Source organism: Clostridium amazonense, assembly GCF_056431285.1.
Window position 1 is genome coordinate 26,551 of sequence record NZ_JBWKMH010000005.1, and the last position, 20,607, is coordinate 47,157.

Consider the following 20,607-nt stretch of genomic DNA (forward strand, 5'->3'; position numbering starts at 1 on the left):
TTTTGTTTAATTTTAATTTAATGAATAATATTATTTATGTATTTGTAGCCATGATTATAGACTTTATATTAGGTGATCCTAATTGGCTACCTCATCCAATAATATATATAGGAAAACTTATAAGTAAAATAGAAAAGAAATTTAGAGATAAATATGGTAACAATGAAAAATTGAAAAGAGCTGGAGGAATTATGGTTATAATAGTATGTTTAGTGACTTACTTTATACCATATATACTCCTAAGATTTGCACTTATAAGTAGGCCAATTTTTCATATATTAAATGTATTAATAATCTGGACTACACTTGCAGCAAAAAGTTTAGATAAAGCGGCTATGGAAGTATATTATTCTTTGCAAAAAGATGATATAGATGATGCAAGAATTAAGCTTTCATATATAGTTGGAAGAGATACTAGTGGACTTTCTAAGCATGAAATAATAAGAGCAGATATAGAAACAGTTGCGGAAAATGCTTCAGATGGAATAATTGCACCTATATTTTATGCATTAATTGGTGGTGCACCACTTGCAATGATGTATAAAGGTGTAAATACTATGGATTCTATGGTTGGATACTTAAATGAAAAGTATAAGAATATAGGATTCTTCCCAGCAAAGGTAGATGATGTATTTAATTTTATACCTGCAAGATTAACAGGGCTTCTTATGTGTTTATGTGCTTTTGTTGTTAAGGGAAATATAATTAAGAGTTTTAAAATTATGATTAGAGATAGAAAAAATCATAAAAGTCCTAATTGTGCTTACCCAGAAGCAGCAACAGCAGGAGCATTGAAGATTCAACTTGGTGGAACAAATGTATATTTTGGAGAAGTTGTTTATAAACCAACTATTGGAGATAATATAAATGAGTTAACAGAAGAACATATAAAAAAATCAGTAAAGCTTATGTATGCAAGTGAAGTATTATTAGTTCTTATAATGGTTATTGTACTAATTTCAATATATGCATATATGATTTATTTAATAATGGAGCTTTTTAGATTAAAGTCTAAATATGTTATGAATTTATTTTAAATAATAATTTCAAAGATTGAGGTGGTGTTTTTGAAACACGGAGGAGATATTTATAGTGATGGAATACTAAAGGGCAAAACATTAATAGATTTTAGTTCTAATATAAACCCTTTAGGTGTTCCTAAAAGTTTTAGTGAGCATATAGAAGAAGCTGTATCAATGCTTACAGTTTATCCAGATATAAAGTATAGAGCTTTAAAAAGTAATATAAAAGAGTATCTAGATAAATCTTATAGTTATTTTGGACAAAATGAAAGAAAATTTGGATTTAATGATAAAAACATATTACTTGGTAATGGTGCATCGGAAATTTTGGATTTAGCAATAAAATCATTAAAATCAATAACTATTGTGGTTCCTTCTTTTGTTGAGTATGAAGATAATGCAAGAAAGCATGGAGTAACTTTAAAATATTCATATTTAAAAGAAAACTTTAATTATGATTATGAAGATATATTAGAAAAAGTAAAAACTACAGAGGGATTGATTATAGGAAATCCTAATAATCCTAATGGATGTAAAATTGATAAAGAAAAATTTAAAGCTATATTAGATTATTGTGAAGAAAATAAAAAAATTATTTTAATAGATGAAGCATTTATTGAGTTTACACTGGATATAAATAATAGCTTTATAGATCTTGTTAATGATTATAATTGTTTATTCATAGTAAGAGCAATAACAAAATTTTATGGGCTTCCAGGAGTAAGATTTGGATTTGGAATAACAAAAAATGAAAAAATCATTGATTATTTTAATTTAATGCAAAATCCTTGGAATGTAAATTGCTTTGCAGAAGTGGCTGTAAAGTATTCATTAAAAGACATAGAATACATAAAACAATCTATAAATTGGATAAGAGTTCAGAGAGAGATGATGCTTAATGAATTAAAAAATATTAAATTTATAGATAAAGTATATAATACATATGGAAACTATATACTTATTAAACTTAGAGATATTAATTGTAATGAATTATATGAAAAATTAAAAGAACAAGAAATAATAATTAGAAAATGTGATAATTATAAAGGTTTAGATAATAAATTTATAAGAGTCGCTATAAAAGATGAAAATTTAAACTTAAAATTAATAGATGCACTAAAAAGCATAAAAATGTAATAAAAGGTGTTTTGTATGAATGATGAATTGAGCTTTATATCAGTAAAATCAAATAAGTTAAAAGTACTTATTATAGGTGGAGGAAAGGCTGGTTTTATAAAGGCTAAGTCTTTCCTAAATAAAGGTGCATGTGTAAAAGTAATATCACAAGAATTTTGCAGTGAATTTAAAAGTTTATTAGAATATGAAAGACTTTCACTATCTAGTGAAATGTATAGTGAAAGTTTGATAAATCAATGTCATATAGTAGTTATTGCTACCAGTGATAAAAACTTAAACGATACAATAAGGAATCATTGTGAAAAAACTTATAAAATCTATATAGATACTACGGAAGTAGAGAAAAGTCTTTGTATAACTCCAACAATGGGAGAAAGCAAAAATATAGTATTTGCACTTCATACTAAAGGGAAAAGTCCAAAAACATCTGTTTTTGTAAGAGATATTATGAGCGAGAGTTTAATGAAATATGATGATTATGTAGAGTTTTCTTTGAAAGTACGAAATTCAATGGATGATATGAAGAAAAAAATAGAAGTCATGAATTTTATAAGCACAAAAGATTTTTTATACTTTTTTAATAAAGGATATGGAGAAAAAATTTTAAAATTATTTTATGGAGGTCTTAGCCTTGAAGATAGCAACTAGAAAAAGTAAATTAGCACAAGTTCAAACAGAGTATGTAATGGAACTTGTAGAGAAAACTCATAATGTAAAGTGTGAAAAAGTATTAACAGATACTTTAGGAGATAAAAGATTAGATGTAACACTTGATAAAATAGGGGGCAAGGGACTTTTTATAAAAGAGCTTGAAGTTCTAATGCTTGAAGGAAAAGCGGATGCAGCTGTGCATAGTATGAAAGATATGCCTTATGAATTGCCAGAAGGGTTTATAATAGCAGCAAGTCCAATACGTGAAGATGTTAGAGATGCATTTGTTTCATTAAATGGAGTTAAGTTTAATGAGTTAAAAAATGGAGCTAAAATAGGAACAAGTAGTAGAAGAAGAGCTACTCAATTGAAGGCATTAAGACCTGATTTAGAAATTGTTCCAATAAGAGGAAATGTTCAAACAAGACTTGATAAAATAGAGAAAGAAAATTTAGATGGAATTATATTAGCAGCAGCTGGATTAAAAAGACTTGGCATGGAATGCATAATAACTAACTATTTTGATGTTAGAGAAATAGTTCCAGCTATAGCACAAGGTGCATTAGGAATAGAGGTTCATGAAACACTTAAAAACAAAGAAGTATTTACATCATTAAATGATGAAAGAACTAGAATATGTGTAGATGCTGAAAGAAGTTTTATGAAAGCATTAAAGGGTGATTGTCATTCAACAATAGGTGCATATGCTGAAATAAAAGATGATAATATGAATATCATTGGAATATATGAAGTAAATGGGAAACTTGTAAAAAAAGAAGTTAATGGGAAAGTAGAAGATAATATAAAATTAGGAGAGGAACTTGCCTCTTTAATATTAAATTCATAGGAGGAAGTTTATATGAGCAAAGTATATTTAATTGGTGCAGGTCCAGGACATGAAGAACTTATAACGTTAAGAGCTGTAAATGTGCTTAAAAATTGTACAGCTATAATGTATGACAGACTTTGTGGAGAAGGTTTTTTACAATATGTAAATAGCAATGCTGAAATTTATTATTGTGGAAAAGAGCCAGGATGTCATTATAAGAGTCAAGAAGAAATAAACAATATGCTAGTTAAACTTGCAAAAGAAGGACATATTGTTGGAAGAGTAAAAGGTGGAGATCCATATGTTTTTGGAAGAGGTGGAGAAGAAGCACTTTCTTTATTAGAGGAAAACATAGAATTTGAAGTTGTACCAGGGGTAACATCACCTATATCAGTTTTAAATTATGGTGGAATTCCAGTAACGCATAGAGGAATTGCAAGAGGATTTCATATTTTTACAGCAAAAAGCAAAGATAATATGGACTTAGACTTTTCAGTTATATCCAAGCTAAAAGGAACTTTAATTTTTATGATGGGTTTTGAAAAGTTAGAATTAATAACTAAAAGCTTAATTGAAAATGGAATGGATGAGACTACACCTTGTGGAGTAGTTATGAGGGGAACAACATCAAAGCAAAAAAAAGCAATTGGAACATTAAAGGATATAAAGGAAAAAGCTATAGAAGGTGGACTTTCTAATCCTAGTATAATAGTTGTTGGTGATGTTGTTAAGTTCAATGATAAGTTAAATTGGTTTGAAAATAAACCTTTATTTGGCAAAAATATTTGTGTAACAAGAACGAAAGAACAAAGCAAAGAAATAAGAGCAAAACTTGTTGACTTAGGTGCTGAAGTTACAGAAATAAATTCTATAAAGATAAAGCCAACTGGAGAGAATTTAGATCAATATGTAGAAAAATTACCACATTATGATTACATAGTTATAACAAGTGCAAATGCAGCAAAGGTATTCTTTGAACATTTAATAGAAAAAGAAATTGATATAAGAAATATAAAAGCTAAGTTTGTTACAATAGGACCAGCAAGTGATAAAAAAGTAAGACAGTATGGTGTAATTCCTGTGTTATGTGCTAAAGAATATGTAGCTGAAAAACTATTTGAACAAATGAAGGATATCATAAAACCAAATGATAAGATACTTCTTCCAAGATCTAAAAAAGCAAGAAACTTTTTAGTAGAAGCTTTAGAAGATAAGGGATGTATAGTTGATGAATGTCATATATATGAACCAGAAGTTGGTGACAACTTAGGTGTAAATAGATTTTCAGAGTGTGATGCGGTAATATTTACTAGCCCAAGTACAGTAGAAAATATGATAAAGCTAACTAGTGTAGAGGATATAAAAAAGAAAACAGTGGTATCTATAGGACCAATAACTTCTATAAAGCTTAATGAAAATGAAATAGATCATATAGTATGTGATGAAAGTAGCAACGAAGGCTTAATAAATAAACTTATTGAATTATATAATTAAAATATAGAACGAAGAATTAAATGGAAAAACTTAAGAAGTAAGAAAGATTTATAAGGGGTGTTTTTTATGTTAACAGGATTAAGAAGACTAAGAGAAAATGATGCAATAAGATCAATGGTGAGAGAAACTATATTAAATACAAATGATTTTATATTCCCTATTTTTGTTGTTGAGGGAGAAAATATAAAAGAGGAAATATCATCTTTAAAAGGAAACTATCACTGGTCATTAGATAGATTACCAGAAGTTATAGAAGATGTAAAAAAAGCAAAAGTAAGAGGAGTTATAGTGTTTGGATTACCAGATCATAAAGATGAAGTTGGAACTTCTGCTTTTGAAGAAAATGGTATAGTTCAAAAAGCTGTTAGAAAAATAAAAGAATTAGATAAAAATTTATTTGTAATAACAGATGTTTGTATGTGTCAATATACTAGTCATGGACATTGTGGAATTATAGAAGGTGAAAGAGTTGTTAATGATAAGTCAGTAGAAGTAATAGCTAGAATTGCATTATCACATGCAAAAGCAGGTGCTGACATGGTTGCTCCTTCAGATATGATGGATGGAAGAATTGGGGCAATAAGAGATATTTTAGATGAAAATGGATATGATTATGTTTCAATAATGGCATATAGTGCTAAGTATTGTTCAGCTATGTATGGTCCATTTAGAGCAGCAGCTAATTCAGCTCCACAATTTGGCGATAGAAAAACTTATCAAATGGATCCAGCAAATGGTCGTGAAGCATTAAGAGAAATAGAAGCAGACATTGTTGAAGGTGCTGATATTATAATGGTAAAACCAGCAATGATATATTTAGATGTAGTTAAAGCAGCATATGATATGTTTAATATTCCAATAGCAGCTTACAATGTAAGTGGTGAATATGCAATGATAAAATGTGCTAGTGAAAATGGCTTATTAGATGAAAGAGCAGCAGCGCTTGAGATGTTAACATCTATAAAAAGAGCTGGAGCAAAATTAATAATAACATACTATGCATTACAAGCATCAGAATGGCTAAATGAAAATTAGAGAGTGAAGATATGAAAGGTATAGTTATATCATCTAATTGTAGTGGTGGCGGAAAAACCACCACTACTCTTGGAATAATGAAAGCATTAATGAAAAAAGGGTACGATGTCCAAGGATATAAGGTTGGACCAGATTACATAGACCCAGCATTCCATTCACATATTACTAAAAAATCTAGTAGAAATCTAGATTTATTCTTAATGGGTGAACAGGGAGTAAAATCTGCATTTTCAAGGGGAAATGGAGATGTTGCAGTTGTTGAAGGCGTTATGGGAATTTTTGATGGTAAAGGAATTGATAGTAAGTACTCAACAGCACATGTAGCTGAAGTATTAGATTTACCAATTATTTTAATATTAAGTCCTAAAGCACAAAGTGCAACATTAGCAGCTGAAATTCAAGGAATATTAAATTATAAAGATGATTTTGTAAAAAAACCTAATATAAAAGGTGTAATTTTAAATAACATATCACCAGCATATTATAATCTTTTAAAAGAAATTATAGAAAAAAACTGTCATATTAAAGTTTATGGATATATACCAAAAGATGAGGAATTATCTTTAGAATCTAGACATTTAGGTTTAGTACAGTGCAGTGAAATTAATGATATAGATTTTAAAATAGAAAAATGTAGTAATCATATATTAGAAAATATAGATATAGATGAATTAATAAGTGATTTTAAAGAAACTGCTAAATATGAGGATAAATTTCATATAGAAAATAGAAGTATGAAAATTGCTATTGCAAAAGATGAGGCCTTTAGTTTCTATTATAAAGAAAACTTAGAACTTCTATCTGAAATTGGAGAAATTATTTACTTTAGTCCATTAAAAGACAAAGAATTACCAGAAAATATAGATTTTCTATATTTAGGTGGTGGATATCCAGAAGTTTTTGCAAAAGAACTTTCAAGTAATGAAAGTATGAGGTTATCCATAAAGAATGCATTAGATAATGGCTTAAAATGCTATGCTGAATGTGGAGGGCTTATGTATCTTACAGAGGGCATAGAAGATTTAAATGGTAACATTTGTGAAATGGTAGGATTTTTTAATGGAAAAAGTATAATGACTAAAAGACTTCAGAATTTTGGATATTGTACAAATTATATAGATGAAATTAATGGAAGCATTAATGGACATGAATTTCATAAATCTAAAGTTGAACTTAATGAAAATACAATATATAACATTAAAAAAGAAACTTATAATGGAACAATCAAAGAGTGGAAATGTGGATATAAAAAAAATAACACATTAGGTGGATATTGTCACATACATTTCTTTTCTAATATTGCATTTTTGAATTTTTTAATGGATAATAATAATTAGTTAATAAGAATTATACGAAATAATTTCATACAAAGGGAGAATAAAAAATGATTGATTATGTAAAAAGCCCTATGGGAATAGAAGAAAAAAGTTTAGAAATAATTGAAAGTGAAATGGCTCCACATAATTTTGATGAGGCGGAGTTAAAAGTAGTAAAAAGAGTTATACATACAACAGCAGATTTTGATTACCAAAACATAATACATTTTAGTGAAGATGCTATAGAAAAAGCTAAAGAAATATTAAAAAAAGGTGTAACAATATATACAGACACTAACATGGCTCTTTCAGGAATAAGCAAGCCTTCATTAAAAAAATTAGGATGTGACGTTCAATGTTTTGTTGCTAGAGAAGACGTTGCAAAAGAAGCTAAAGAAAGAGCTATAACAAGATCTATGGCTGGTGTTGAAAAAGCTGTAGAAGAAGGCGTAGAATTTTTCGTGTTTGGAAATGCACCAACTGCAATCTATAGACTTTTAGAACTTGTAGAAGAAGGAAAAGCTAAACCTAAGTTTGTAGTAGGAGCACCAGTAGGATTTGTAGGAGCTAAAGAAAGTAAAGAACTTTTAGAAAAGTATGATATACCAATGATAACAATAAGAGGAAGAAAAGGTGGAAGTACTGTAGCTGCTGCAATAATGAATGCGATTATGTATATGATGGTACAAAGATAAAAAATGTTAGATTTATATGTAGAAGCAAACGGAAAAAAATTAAGATGTGGATATACTACAGGATCTTGTGCAACAGCAGCAGCAAAAGCAGCTACAATAATGTTATATGATGAACATAAAACACCATTAAAAAGTATAGGTATAGAAACACCAAAAGGCATTGATTTAAATTTGGAAATACATGATGTAGTATTTGGTGAAGATTATGTAGAATGCTCTGTAATTAAAGATGGTGGCGATGACATAGATATAACAAATGGAATAAAAATTTTTGCAAGGGCTACTAAAAAGGAAAATGGTTATACTTTAAAAGGTGGAAAAGGCGTAGGAACTGTAATGGGAGAAGGTCTTTACATAAAAAAAGGAGAACCAGCTATAAATCCTGTTCCAAGAGCAATGATAGAAAGTCAAGTTAAAAGAGTACTTAAAGAAAATTGTGGTGTTGAAATAACTATATTTATACCTAATGGTGAAGAGATAGCCAAAAAAACTTTTAATCCAAGACTTAATATTGTTGGTGGAATATCAGTTTTGGGAACTACTGGAATAGTTATGCCAATGTCAGAAGAAGCGCTTATAGAATCAGTAAAACTTGAGATTAATCAAAAAGTTGAAAGTGGTAGCAAAGAACTTATATTATTATTTGGAAATATGGGTGAAGACTTTGCTAAAAAATATAACTTACCTACAAAAGATATGGTGATTATATCAAACTTTGTAGGTAAGGCACTGGAATGTGTAGTTTCTAAAAAAATAAAAAAAGTAACTATAGTAGGACACATAGGTAAACTTTGTAAAGTAGCTAGTGGTGCATTTAATACACATAGTAGAGTTTGTGATGTTAGACTTGAAACATTAGCCTTAGAACTTGCACTTATGGGATATGACACAGAACTTGTTAGAAAAGTTTACAGTGAAAAAACTACTGAAGGAGCTGTGGAACTTTTAGGTGATGGTTTTGAAGAATTATATGAAAATATAGGAAGAAAAGTTATAGAGCGAATGAAAATATTCACTTATGGTGAATTAGAAGTTGATGCAATTATGTATTCAATGAAAAGAGGGATATTATTTAGCTCTATAGAGGAAAGAAGGTAAGGTATGGTTTATATTGTAGGATTAGGTCCAGGACATAGTGATTATATATTGCCTATAGCAAAAAAAACTATGGAAAATAGCGAGATAATTTTAGGATTTAATAGAGCAATTGAAAGTATAGAACATATACATGGAGAAAAATTACCTTTAAATAGTTTAACTTCTATTTTAGATTATATAGAAAAAAATAAGAATAAAGAAATATCAATAATAGCTTCAGGAGATCCATGTTTTTATGGAATTACAAATTATATAAAGAAAAATTTTACTGGCAATATAGAGGTAATACCAGGAATAAGTTCTTTTCAATATTTTATGAGTAAGCTTTGTAAAATTTGGAATGGAATTCATTTAGGAAGTTTACATGGAAGAGAAGAAGAATTTTTAGATACTATAAAAAGAGGGCAAAGTGGAGTGTTTCTAACAGATAAAAACAACTCTCCAAGTAATCTTTGTAAATTATTATATGATAACAATTTAGAATGTACTGTTTATGTAGGAGAAAACTTATCTTATCCTGATGAAGTTATAACAAAGGGAACACCAGAAGAGCTTAAAGATAGAGAATTTAGTGGAATTGCAGTAATATATGTAGAAATTTAGAAAAGTAAAATATAAGAAGAGTGGTGAAAAAATGAGATTTATAAAAGATGAAGAATTTATTCGTGGTAATTGTCCTATGACAAAAGAAGAAGTAAGAGTTTTAAGTATAAGTAAAATGGAAATAGATGAAAACTCAAGAGTATTAGATGTTGGAGCAGGAACTGGTTCTATATCAATACAGATGAGTAAAATTTGTACAAACGGTGAAGTTGTATCTATTGAAATGGATGAAGATGCAATAGACACAACTAAAAAAAATATGGAAAAATTTAATGTTAACAATATGACATTAATTGAAAAAGAAGCATTAGAAGCATTAGAAGATGTAAGCGGAACTTTTGATGGAATTTTCATAGGGGGAAGCGGCGGAAATATAAATGAAATTATAGAAGAATATGGAAAGATGCTAAAGCTTAATGGAAAAATCATATTAACATTTATAACTATAGGAAACTTATATAATGCTATAGAAACATTAAAAAGCTTAGGTTATAAAATAGATGTATGCCAAGTAGCAGTATCAAAAACTAAAGGAAAATCTATGATGCTTATAGCAGCAAATCCAATATTTATTATTACAGCAGAGAAAATACAATAATTAAAAAAGAGATAAAACAGATAATTTGGAGGAAAAGTATGAATAATTTAGGAACTTTATATGGAATAGGTGTAGGACCAGGTGGAGAAGAACTTTTAACATTAAAAGCTGTTAAAACTATAGAGAAATGTGATGTTATTATAGCACCAAGTGCTATGAATGGTGGAGTGAGTATAGCTTATGAAACTTGCAAAAATTTTATAAGAGAAGATCAAGAAGTAATTATAAGTCACTTTCCAATGGGAAAACCAGATAAAGAAGAAAAAGTTTTTGATGCATTTAAAACAATAGAAGGATATTTACATGATGGTAAAGATGTTGCATTTTTAACTATAGGAGATGCATTTGTATATAGTACATATATATATCTATTAAAATATATTAAAGAACAAAACTATAAAACAGAAACAGTACCAGGAATAACATCTTTCTGTGCTAGTGCATCTGTAGCAGATAAAATACTTGTAATAGGTGATGAACCACTACTTATAGTTCCAGGATGTAGATTAGATGCAATAAAAGATGAAAAGTACATAGTTATAATGAAATTCTATAATCAAGAAGAAAAAGTATTAAACTACTTAGACGAAAATAAATTTGATTATGTATGTGTACAAAGAGCATATAGAGAAGGCGAAAAGATATTATCAACTAGAGAAGAAATTCTTGCAAATAAAGACTATATGTCACTTATAATAGCACATAGAAACAGTGAATTTTAATAAATAAATTATTTCATTGAAAGTGTAGATTATATATTAGAATTATTATTTAAATGAGAAAAGTTAACTAAAGACTTAGTTAAACAATTTGGAGGTAACAAAGTTATGGAAAATAATATTTATTTTATAGGTGCAGGTCCTGGAGAGCCAGATTTAATTACAGTAAAAGGTAGAAAAGTTTTAGAACAAGCAGACGTTATAATATTTGCAGGTTCACTTGTAAGCAAAGAGCATTTTGAATATTGCAAAGAAAATGTTGAAATACATAATTCAGCATCAATGACACTAGATGAAGTTATTGAGGTTATAAAGAAGTCTCATTCAGAAGGAAAAAAAATAGTTAGATTACATACAGGAGATCCTGCTATATATGGAGCTATAAAAGAACAAATGGATGAACTTGATAAATTAAATATAGGTTATGAAGTAATTCCAGGAGTAAGTTCATTTACAGCAGCTGCAGCAGCTATAAAAAAAGAATTTACACTTCCAAGTGTTTCACAAACAGTAATACTTACAAGAATGGAAGGAAGAACTCCAGTTCCAGAAAAAGAAGATTTAGAAAGACTTGCAGGCATAGGAGCATCAATGGCATTATTCTTATCCGTTGGAATGATTGATAAAGTAGTTAGCAAGTTAAGAAAAGGATACGGAAGAAATGTGCCTGTAGCAGTTATACAAAGAGCTACTTGGGGTGACCAAAAATATGTTATTGGAACTTTAGATGACATAGCAGAAAAAGTAAAAGAAGCTAACATAACAAAAACAGCACAAATTTTAGTTGGAGATTTCATAGATTGCGATTATGAGAAAAGTTTACTTTATGACAAGAGCTTTTCACATGAATATAGAGTGGCAAAAGATGAAAATAGCAATAATTAGTGTAACAAAAAATGGCGATAGTAATTCTTTAGTATTAAAAGAAAAATTACAAGAGTTTAGTGAGAATATAAAAATATATTTTAAATCTGAAGTAAAAACTTTAGGATTAAATAATGTATGCAAAGAAGCAATGACATCTTATGAGGCAGTAATATTTATAAGTTCTACAGGAATAGCAGTAAGAGGAATAGCTCCTTTTATAAAAAGTAAGGATAAAGATCCAGCAGTAGTTGTTGTTGATAATTCTTCAAAGTATGCAATAAGTCTTTTAAGTGGACATTTAGGTGGGGCTAATGAGCTAACAGCTTTAGTGTCAGAAACATTAGGAGCAGAAGCTATAATAACTACAGCTACAGATAACTTAAATATTAAAGCACCAGATTTATTTGCAAAAGAAAACAACTTAATTATAGATAGTTTAAAAGATTGCAAAGACATTGCTGCACTTTTAGTAGAAGGAAAAAAAGTTGCCTTTTATGACGAAGATAATAAATTAGATATACCTAAGGGATATAGAGATTCTTTAGAGGGTGTAGATGGAGTAATGTATGTTACAAATAAACTTAATTTAAATACTTCTAAAAAAACATTAAAGCTTATAAGAAAAAATATAGTTTTAGGTATTGGATGTAGAAAAGATTATGATGAAGATACTATGGAGAAAACTGTATTTGAAGTTTTAGAGAAATATAACTTAGATATAAGAAGTGTAAAAGTTATTGGAACCGTGGAAATAAAAGCAGAAGAAAAGGCTATATTAAGGTTACAAAAAAGATTAAGCTGTGATTTAAATATATTTTCCATAGATGATATAAGAAAAGTAGAACATAAATATGAAGGCAGCGATTTTGTACGAAAAACTATTGGTGTAGGATCAGTATGTGAACCTTCAGTAGAATTAAGTGGAGCAGAAATACTTATAGATAAACTAAAGTTAAATGGAATGACTTTATGTATAGGAAAATTATAAAATTTGGAGGAAGAAATAATGGGAAAATTATATGTAGTAGGAATTGGTCCAGGCGGACTTGATTATATGACTTTAAAAGCAAAAAAAGTAATAGAAGAAGTAGATGTTGTTGTTGGATATACAAAGTATTTAGAAATGATAAAACCACTTCTAGAAAATAAGGAAGTTTTTGCAACTGGTATGCGTGGAGAAGAAGATAGATGTAGAAAAGCACTAGAAATTGCAAAAGGCAAAACTGTTGCAGTTGTAAGTACTGGAGATGCAGGAATATATGGAATGGCAGGACTTATTTTGCAGCTTCAAAATAAAGATGAAGTAGAAGTTGAAATAATACCAGGAGTTACAGCTTCAAGTGCAGCTGCATCTATAATAGGAGCACCACTTATGCATGATAACTGCAATATTAGTTTAAGTGATTTATTAACTCCATATGATTTAATAAAGAAAAGAATAAAATTAGCAGCTGAAGGAGATTTTATAATTTCTCTTTATAATCCTAAAAGTAATGGTAGACCTCATTATTTAAAAGAAGCTATAGAAATTATAAAAGAATATAGAAATGAGGACACTCCAATAGCAGTAGTAAAACATGCATTAAGAGATGGCCAAGAAGTAAACTTATATAAATTAGGTAACTTTACTGATGAAAAAGTAGATATGATGTCTATAGTAATAATCGGAAACACTAACAGTTTCTATAAAGGTGATAAATTCATAACACCAAGAGGATATCACGTTTAAATAGGAGATTTAAACTATTGTACAAAAATTAACAATTAACAATGAACAACGAACATCATTGTTAATTGTCAATTTTCAATTGTCAACTGGTTCCAAATATGAAGGGTTGGTGGTTTAAGTGATAGGTCTTATTTTAGGTACAAGTGAAGGTAAGGTTATAGTAGAAAAGCTTAATAAGTATACTGATGATTTGTTTTTGTCTGTAGCTAGTAGTTATGGTGGAGAGTTACTTCAAAATTATAAGTATAAAGCGTTAAATGAAAAGCCTTTGACAAAAGATGAATTAAAGGAAACTTTAAAAAAGAATAATGTTCATACACTTGTAGATGCATCACATCCATATGCTTTAGAAATTACTAAAAATGCTATGGAAGTTTGTAGTGAATTAAATATAAATTATATTAGATTTGAAAGAAAGTCTATAGTAGAAGATTATATTCATTTAGAAAATGTAGTAGAAGTTGAAAATTATGAAGCTTTATATGATGTATTAAAGAATATAGAAGGCTGTATTTTAAATACTGCAGGAAGTAGAAATATAGATAAAATATTAAATTTAAATCTAGAAAATAGGATAATTCATAGAGTACTACCAACACTAAAAGTAATTACAGAATGTGAAGAAAAAGGTGTAAAAGTAGAAGATATAATAGGAATGAAGGGACCTTTTTCTAAGGAGCTTAATTTAAGCTTTATAGATGAGTTTAAAGTTTCAGCAATACTACTAAAAGATAGTGGAGTAAATGGTGGAACTATTGAAAAGTTAGAAGCAGCAAAAGAAAGAGATATTTTGTCTATAGTAATAGGTAGAAATAAAACTAATTATAAAGTTGTGTTTAACAATGAAGAAGAATTAGTGAATTATATAGTTAAATCCTATTTGAATATATAATTTATAAAATGAAGTTTAAGATTAGAGTACAGTTTATTAAATTACTGTAGAGGAGGTTTTAACCTCTGAATTTGATGTAGTTAAAGTCACAGTTACGAAGGAAGGAAATTTTAGATGAAGGATAACAAAACTAAAAAGTTAGTAATGATGGCAATGTTTATTGCAATAAGTTTTATTGGTGCAAATATTAAAATATTTGGAGGAAGTATAGCATTTGATTCTATGCCAGGATTTTTAGGTGCAATGATGTTAGGACCAGTGTATGGGGCAATTATAGGAGCAATAGGACATCTTTTAACAGCTATAACAAGTGGGTTTCCATTAACTATACCAGTACATAGTGTAATAGCAGTTAATATGGCAGTTACAATGCTAGTCTTTGGATACATATATAATTATTTTAAAGCTAAAAAATCTAAAGTTACAGATATAGTTTTATTAATTGTAGGAACATTATTAAATGCTCCAATATCAACATATATTGTATCATTTGTTGTACCAGCAGAAATGAAAGCAGGAATAATTGCAATGATTCCAATATTAACAGCAGCAGCAATATTTAATATATTACTAGCACTTATTTTAGTTAAGGCTATACCAACAAAATATGTAGAGTAAAAACAAAGGAGATTGGGGAAATGAACAAAGCAATATTAGTTGTTAGTTTTGGTACTAGTTTTAAATGCCAATTAGAATCTTGTATAGAAGCTACAGAAAATAAAATAAGAAATGAATTTAAGGATTTTGAAGTAAGAAGAGCATTTACTTCAAATATGATAATAAAGAAATTAAAAAATAGGGATAATTTATCTATAGATACAGTTAAAGAAGCATTAGATAAATTAAAAGATGAAGGCTTTAAAGAAGTATATGTTCAACCATTACACATAATATATGGTGAAGAATATGACAAAATAAGAGATGGAGTTAAAGTATATAAAGAGGACTTTGAAAAATTAGAACTTGGAACTCCACTTTTATATGATAATGAAGACTATTTTAAAGCTGTAGAAGCATTAAAATCTCAACTTCCAAACAATGAGTCAGTTCTTCTTATGTCTCATGGAACAGCACATAGAGCTAATTCAGCTTATTTCCAATTTGAATATATAGCACATAAAATGGGACTAGAAAAATTATTCTTTGCATCTGTTGAAGGATATCCATTAATAGAAGATGTACTTGAAGATTTAAAAGAAAAAGAAGTAAAAGAATTAACATTAATGCCATTAATGCTTGTAGCAGGAGATCATGCAAAAAATGATATGGCATCAGATGAAGAGGATTCATGGAAATCAATCTTAGAAAAAGAAGGATTTAAAGTTAATACATATCTTAAAGGACTAGGAGAAAATGAAAATTTCCAAAACATATATGTAGATAAAATAAAATCTATGATAAATAAATAACTTAAAGAAGCCATAAATTTATAAGATTTATGGCTTTTAAAATTATAAAAAAATGAAAGTGAAAAATTAGTTGGAATATCACTAAAGGGCATTTTATATTTAAATAAAAAAGACAAGGAATAAGGGGGATTCAATGCAGTTTGCCATATGCAACTGTAATAATAACTTTATTTGGAACTGTATTAATTATGTGTAATAGCATCGTTATTAGCCTTAGAAAACTATTTAAAGAAAGCATAGTAGACTCTGTTAGAGGAATAGAATAACAATATTTATAAAAACAAGAGATAGAAATAAAATTAATTGAAATTTTATGTTTATCTCTTGTTTTTAATTTCTTTAATTTATTTTTTATTTATTTGTAATTTTAATGAAATAAGAAATAGACATATTGAAATAATTATTAAAATTATTTCATATATAAGGAAGTTTGGATTTTTTAATAAATAAAAGAAGATACCAATTAAACCTAAAAATATTCCAAGTGTTAGTAAATACTTTCCAAGGTATCTTTGGACTTCTCCGTAGTAATCATTTTTAGTAGGTAAGCTAGGTTTTCTAGGACTGTATATTATAAAGAGAATGCCAGCAAATAGTGAAAATAATGAAAGAATTATAGAAAGCATTGTATTTATAACAACTCCTTTATTTAAAATTTATTTTTATTATTCAAATTTTTAATTAACAATTTAATATACTTATCCCAAAACAAGATAGATAATATTACAGATGATATAAATACTATGAATTCTACATACATAAAAATACTACTATCTATAAAATAAAACAAAAGTGTACCTAGCAACAACAAAAAAACTCCTAGAATTATTAAAAACTTGCCATAAAAATTTTCTTTTTTAAAAGATAATTTATCATTAGTATTTGAAGAATCATAAGCAAATGTTCTTTCTTTTTTTGAAGGATATAAGCAAAAAATGATTCCTATGAAAATGAAAATTAATCCACCAAAAGCACAAATCATATCAAGACCTCCAAATTATAAAAGTATTGTTACAATTAGTTTATTAAAATATATGAAGTTTGGTTAATAAAATTTAGAAAAATAAGAAAAATGTAGTATAATGTAAATATTAAAAAAGTATAGAACTCCAAGTTAATAGTTTAGTCTACAAATTTATTAATTGATAATTTTAATTCTAAGTTTTGATTTATTTTAAAAAATTCACAATGAATAATTGATAGTGGATATGGAATGTGAAATTTGCAAAATAAAGTAATTGAAAAAAATAGAAAAACATAATTATAACCACTAAATAGACATTGTAATGGGGAATTCATTCTTCAAATTGAACATTTTATAATAAATAGTATATTAGTTTTATTTGAAGTACAAATAAAACATTGTAGCTGGGATTTCAATCCCTGGGATATTCACCATCATTGTTAATTGGTCCCAATATTATAATGGAATGAACTAAAGCTTTAAAATTGTAATTTGATAAAGAGGTTATTTTAACTTTGAACTTGGAATCCTAAAAACAGAGGTGATAAAATGAATATTATAAAATTAAGAAATTACAGGGAAATTAGTTTTGAAGCTGCTAAAATTATAAGAGATCAAGTGCTTTTAAAACCGCAAAGTGTTATTGGATTTGCTACAGGATCTACACCAATAGGTACATATGAAGAGCTAATAAACATTTTTAATAAAGATTTAATAACATTTGAAAATGTAAAATCTTTTAATTTAGATGAATACTATGGTATAAATCCAATGAATAAAAATAGTTATAATTATTTTATGAAAAATAATTTGTTTAATTACATAGATATAAAAGAAGAGAATATAAATATTCCAAATGGATTAGCTGAGGATGTTGAAAAAGAATGTGAGGAATATGAAAGAAAGATACATGAAGCTGGTGGAATAGATTTACAATTGCTTGGAATTGGAAGAAATGGCCATATTGGTTTTAATGAACCTTGTGAAGAGTTTAAAGCACATACTCATTTAGTAGAACTTAAGGACGATACAATAAAAGCTAATTCAAGGTTTTTTGATAGTTTAGAAGATGTACCTACTAAAGCTATTAGTATGGGTGTGAAAACTATAATGAGTGCTAGAAAAATAATATTAATTGCAAGTGGCGAAGAAAAGGCTGAGATAATAAGAAAAACAGTTTATGGAAGTATCACACCTAATTTGCCAGCATCTATATTACAACTTCATGATGATGTTACATTAATTGTAGATGAAGAAAGTGGAAAATATATATAAATTTTATCATAGAAAAAGTACATATAAATTATATGTACTTTTTCTTTTAGATTATGTTTTGTTTATATTTGTTATATAATTTTCTAAGAATAATCATTTTTTCGTCAAGTTCTAATTGTAAATTAGAAACATCTTCTAAATTATTATTCTTTATAGCATTTTTCAATTTTGAAAATAAACTTAAATTATCATAGCTATCTTTCATTAAATATTCTTTTAATGTTTGAACTTTATTCCAATTTTCTACGTCAAATGCACACGAGTCATCATGAGTTAATTTTTTAAACGAACGAATATCTTTTGTATAATGTGGAATTACTCTACCTGTAAGTTCATTTAAATATCTATCAAGAACACCAAGTTTATAACTGTTTATTATGGCGCTAGTTAAAATATCACCATATTTTAAAACTTCTAATTTATCTCTATACATATCAAAAGCATTTAAATTTTCTAGCACTGTTTTTGGCGAAATACCAAAATATTTTTCAAGTTCCATAGTTGAATAATCAGTAAATATATTAGACTCTGTTCTATATTTACGATTTCTTTCTAAGTAAGATGCAGGATTTTCATAGTCTTTAGAAATTTCATTCAATAATTCTTCGCTACATTTATTATTTTTGATAACATAAGTCATTCCATCAAGCATAGAAAGTATACATGCAGTTGTAGCTAAGTAACTATTAGTGTGTGGACAAGGCGATCTAAGTTCAAATCTTGTACTGTAAGGATTATCTCCCTCACGTATAAGAGCTATAAGAACTGTTCTATTTCTTGAAGGAAGATCACTACTTAATCCAAGTGATGTACAAGTACAAACAGGTGCTTCAAAGCCAGGTTTTAACCTTTTAAGTGCATCTATTGAATTTGATATGAAAGGATTAATGACTTCGTAATTTTTCAATACACCCATTAAAGCTCCATAACCTAAAGGACTTATATAATCATCATCATTATGAAATAGATTTATTTTTTTACCATTTCTTAATTTTAAAGTTATACCTAGATGAATATGCTTTCCACTTCCAGCAACATTATCAATAGGCTTTGCCATAAATGTTACTTCAAGTCCATTTTGTCTAAAAATTTCTTTTATTAAATTTCTAACTATTAAATTATTGTCACAACAAGTTATTGCATCAGAATATTTCCAATCTATTTCAAGTTGCTCCATTATATGAGTCAAATTTCCACTATTATCAAGTTGAGCTTTAACTCCACCAACTTCTTTGTGTCCCATTTCAGGCTTAAGGTTATATTTTTCCATAGCCAGTAATGTTTGCTCTAAGGCAGTACGAACAGAACCTTTAGTTCTTTTCCAATATTGTTCTTTTAAAACTTGTGATGTAGAAAGTTCTTCTATATCTGCAAGTTCATTTGGAGTTTTAACCCAAAATTCTAATTCAGTTGCCATAGTCACATCTACATCTAAAATATCTTCAAAATTTATACCATAAAAGTTAAGCACTTTAGAATCTTTGAATTTTTCAAGTAAATCGCTTTTTAAATAAGCTATTGTTTCTTTTAATATGCTTCTTGAATCAACGGCAATTCCTTCGTGGAAAAGAAAAGACGGAATTTTTAATGTTCCAACAGGTTTATTTGTAATAGTATCTATATGTTCATTATTATAATCAACAAACCAAGTTGAATCTAAATCAACTTTAATATCAACTTGAGCATTATTAAGTGTAGCTATTCCAGGTAGATTAACAGATGAACCATCTGTTTTTATAGCTGTACTATGTAAAAATGTATCTAAATCGTCTAAAAATAAATTTACAGGAATTTTTTCGTCTATATCGTTAAAAAGTAAATCAACTCCTAAAAGAGATACGAATTTTATCTCAGGATGATTAATAAGCAATGTTTTAAGATATTCTTTAGTATGTAAATCTTTTGGTATTGTATAAATTAAATCTGTATTCATAAAAAAACATCCCCTTAATTAAAATTAAATTTAATATATAATATATGCAATGTTGCGAACAATGTCAATAAAAAATAAAAAGAAAAATATATAAAATGAAATTTCAAACGAGTAATATTGTATTTTAAGGCTTTAAAGTTGTAAAACAAAACATTTTTTATTTAATAAAAAGAGATGTGTAAAATAAGCTTTAATTATAAAATATTTTTTGATGTAGATTTTAAAAATTTACAATTAATAGTTATAACCACATGTTTTGAGTGTGATTCTATTGATTCCAATGTAAAGAATTAATGTGAAATTAAAAATTTATAACATATGAACAAGTTTAAGAAAAAAAG

Annotated in this window: 22 protein-coding genes; 20 read left to right on the forward strand and 2 right to left on the reverse strand. The window is 27.6% G+C overall.

The window, feature by feature from the left end:
• Positions 1–20: 20 nt before the first annotated feature.
• From cbiB to AC07E4_RS02465, 19 genes are all read left to right on the forward strand, one after another.
• Complete coding sequence (cbiB, locus tag AC07E4_RS02375) at positions 21–1,037, forward strand: adenosylcobinamide-phosphate synthase CbiB (RefSeq protein ID WP_478215670.1); 1,017 nt, start codon at positions 21–23, stop codon at positions 1,035–1,037.
• 30 nt (positions 1,038–1,067) lie between these two features.
• Complete coding sequence (locus AC07E4_RS02380) at positions 1,068–2,159, forward strand: pyridoxal phosphate-dependent aminotransferase (protein ID WP_034440135.1); 1,092 nt, start codon at positions 1,068–1,070, stop codon at positions 2,157–2,159.
• Positions 2,160–2,174: 15 nt separating this feature from the next.
• On the forward strand, positions 2,175–2,807 hold the full coding sequence (locus tag AC07E4_RS02385; RefSeq protein WP_478215641.1) for an NAD(P)-dependent oxidoreductase: 633 nt from the start codon (positions 2,175–2,177) through the stop codon (positions 2,805–2,807).
• Complete coding sequence (gene hemC, locus AC07E4_RS02390) at positions 2,776–3,657, forward strand: hydroxymethylbilane synthase (RefSeq protein ID WP_034440137.1); 882 nt, start codon at positions 2,776–2,778, stop codon at positions 3,655–3,657. The genes AC07E4_RS02385 and hemC overlap by 32 nt, the downstream gene beginning before the upstream one ends.
• 12 nt (positions 3,658–3,669) lie before the next feature.
• Positions 3,670–5,133: a uroporphyrinogen-III C-methyltransferase gene (gene cobA / locus AC07E4_RS02395; RefSeq protein ID WP_478215642.1), complete on the forward strand. Its 1,464-nt coding sequence runs from the start codon at positions 3,670–3,672 to the stop codon at positions 5,131–5,133.
• A 66-nt stretch (positions 5,134–5,199) separates the two neighbouring features.
• The gene (gene hemB / locus AC07E4_RS02400) at positions 5,200–6,168 is read left to right on the forward strand and encodes a porphobilinogen synthase (protein ID WP_034440139.1); all 969 of its coding nucleotides are present in this window, start codon (positions 5,200–5,202) and stop codon (positions 6,166–6,168) included.
• Between the two features lie 11 nt (positions 6,169–6,179).
• Positions 6,180–7,505 (forward strand): cobyrinate a,c-diamide synthase, encoded by a 1,326-nt coding sequence (locus tag AC07E4_RS02405; RefSeq protein ID WP_478215643.1) that lies wholly within the window; start codon positions 6,180–6,182, stop codon positions 7,503–7,505.
• A gap of 47 nt (positions 7,506–7,552) precedes the next feature.
• Positions 7,553–8,179, forward strand: coding sequence for a precorrin-8X methylmutase (locus AC07E4_RS02410; RefSeq protein ID WP_034440143.1), 627 nt, complete (start codon positions 7,553–7,555; stop codon positions 8,177–8,179).
• 3 nt (positions 8,180–8,182) lie between these two features.
• Entirely contained in the window at positions 8,183–9,277 is a 1,095-nt protein-coding gene (gene cbiD / locus AC07E4_RS02415) for a cobalt-precorrin-5B (C(1))-methyltransferase CbiD (protein ID WP_034440145.1), read from the forward strand.
• A gap of 3 nt (positions 9,278–9,280) precedes the next feature.
• A complete protein-coding gene (gene cbiE, locus AC07E4_RS02420) occupies positions 9,281–9,880 on the forward strand; it encodes a precorrin-6y C5,15-methyltransferase (decarboxylating) subunit CbiE (protein ID WP_034440147.1) in 600 nt (199 codons plus the stop codon).
• A 31-nt stretch (positions 9,881–9,911) separates the two neighbouring features.
• The gene (gene cbiT / locus AC07E4_RS02425) at positions 9,912–10,478 is read left to right on the forward strand and encodes a precorrin-6Y C5,15-methyltransferase (decarboxylating) subunit CbiT (RefSeq protein WP_034440149.1); all 567 of its coding nucleotides are present in this window, start codon (positions 9,912–9,914) and stop codon (positions 10,476–10,478) included.
• A 38-nt stretch (positions 10,479–10,516) separates the two neighbouring features.
• A complete protein-coding gene (locus AC07E4_RS02430; protein WP_034440150.1) occupies positions 10,517–11,200 on the forward strand; it encodes a cobalt-factor II C(20)-methyltransferase in 684 nt (227 codons plus the stop codon).
• Positions 11,201–11,305: 105 nt separating this feature from the next.
• Positions 11,306–12,082 carry a precorrin-4 C(11)-methyltransferase gene (gene cobM / locus AC07E4_RS02435; RefSeq protein ID WP_478215644.1) on the forward strand — a complete coding sequence of 259 codons (777 nt, stop codon included), beginning with the start codon at positions 11,306–11,308 and terminating at the stop codon, positions 12,080–12,082.
• Positions 12,063–13,052, forward strand: a complete 990-nt coding sequence (cbiG, locus tag AC07E4_RS02440) for a cobalt-precorrin 5A hydrolase (RefSeq protein WP_478215645.1) — start codon at positions 12,063–12,065, stop codon at positions 13,050–13,052. Before cobM ends, cbiG begins: the two co-directional genes overlap by 20 nt.
• Positions 13,053–13,070: 18 nt before the next feature.
• The gene (gene cobJ, locus AC07E4_RS02445; RefSeq protein ID WP_478215646.1) at positions 13,071–13,793 is read left to right on the forward strand and encodes a precorrin-3B C(17)-methyltransferase; all 723 of its coding nucleotides are present in this window, start codon (positions 13,071–13,073) and stop codon (positions 13,791–13,793) included.
• A 118-nt stretch (positions 13,794–13,911) separates the two neighbouring features.
• Positions 13,912–14,685, forward strand: a complete 774-nt coding sequence (locus AC07E4_RS02450; protein WP_478215647.1) for a cobalt-precorrin-6A reductase — start codon at positions 13,912–13,914, stop codon at positions 14,683–14,685.
• Positions 14,686–14,799: 114 nt separating this feature from the next.
• Positions 14,800–15,303: an ECF transporter S component gene (locus AC07E4_RS02455; RefSeq protein WP_034440158.1), complete on the forward strand. Its 504-nt coding sequence runs from the start codon at positions 14,800–14,802 to the stop codon at positions 15,301–15,303.
• Between the two features lie 20 nt (positions 15,304–15,323).
• Positions 15,324–16,094, forward strand: coding sequence for a sirohydrochlorin cobaltochelatase (locus tag AC07E4_RS02460; protein ID WP_478215648.1), 771 nt, complete (start codon positions 15,324–15,326; stop codon positions 16,092–16,094).
• A 140-nt stretch (positions 16,095–16,234) separates the two neighbouring features.
• A complete protein-coding gene (locus AC07E4_RS02465; RefSeq protein WP_278245495.1) occupies positions 16,235–16,360 on the forward strand; it encodes a hypothetical protein in 126 nt (41 codons plus the stop codon).
• 383 nt (positions 16,361–16,743) lie between these two features.
• Here the strand turns inward: AC07E4_RS02465 and AC07E4_RS02470 are convergent, their stop codons facing one another.
• Positions 16,744–17,076 carry a hypothetical protein gene (locus AC07E4_RS02470; protein WP_034440164.1) on the reverse strand — a complete coding sequence of 111 codons (333 nt, stop codon included), beginning with the start codon at positions 17,074–17,076 and terminating at the stop codon, positions 16,744–16,746.
• A 531-nt stretch (positions 17,077–17,607) separates the two neighbouring features.
• Here AC07E4_RS02470 and nagB point away from each other — a divergent pair.
• On the forward strand, positions 17,608–18,333 hold the full coding sequence (gene nagB / locus AC07E4_RS02475) for a glucosamine-6-phosphate deaminase (protein WP_478215649.1): 726 nt from the start codon (positions 17,608–17,610) through the stop codon (positions 18,331–18,333).
• A 46-nt stretch (positions 18,334–18,379) separates the two neighbouring features.
• On the opposite strand, the gene AC07E4_RS02480 is transcribed toward nagB, so the two are convergent.
• Entirely contained in the window at positions 18,380–20,266 is a 1,887-nt protein-coding gene (locus tag AC07E4_RS02480; protein ID WP_034440168.1) for a type I glutamate--ammonia ligase, read from the reverse strand.
• Positions 20,267–20,607 lie beyond the last annotated feature (341 nt).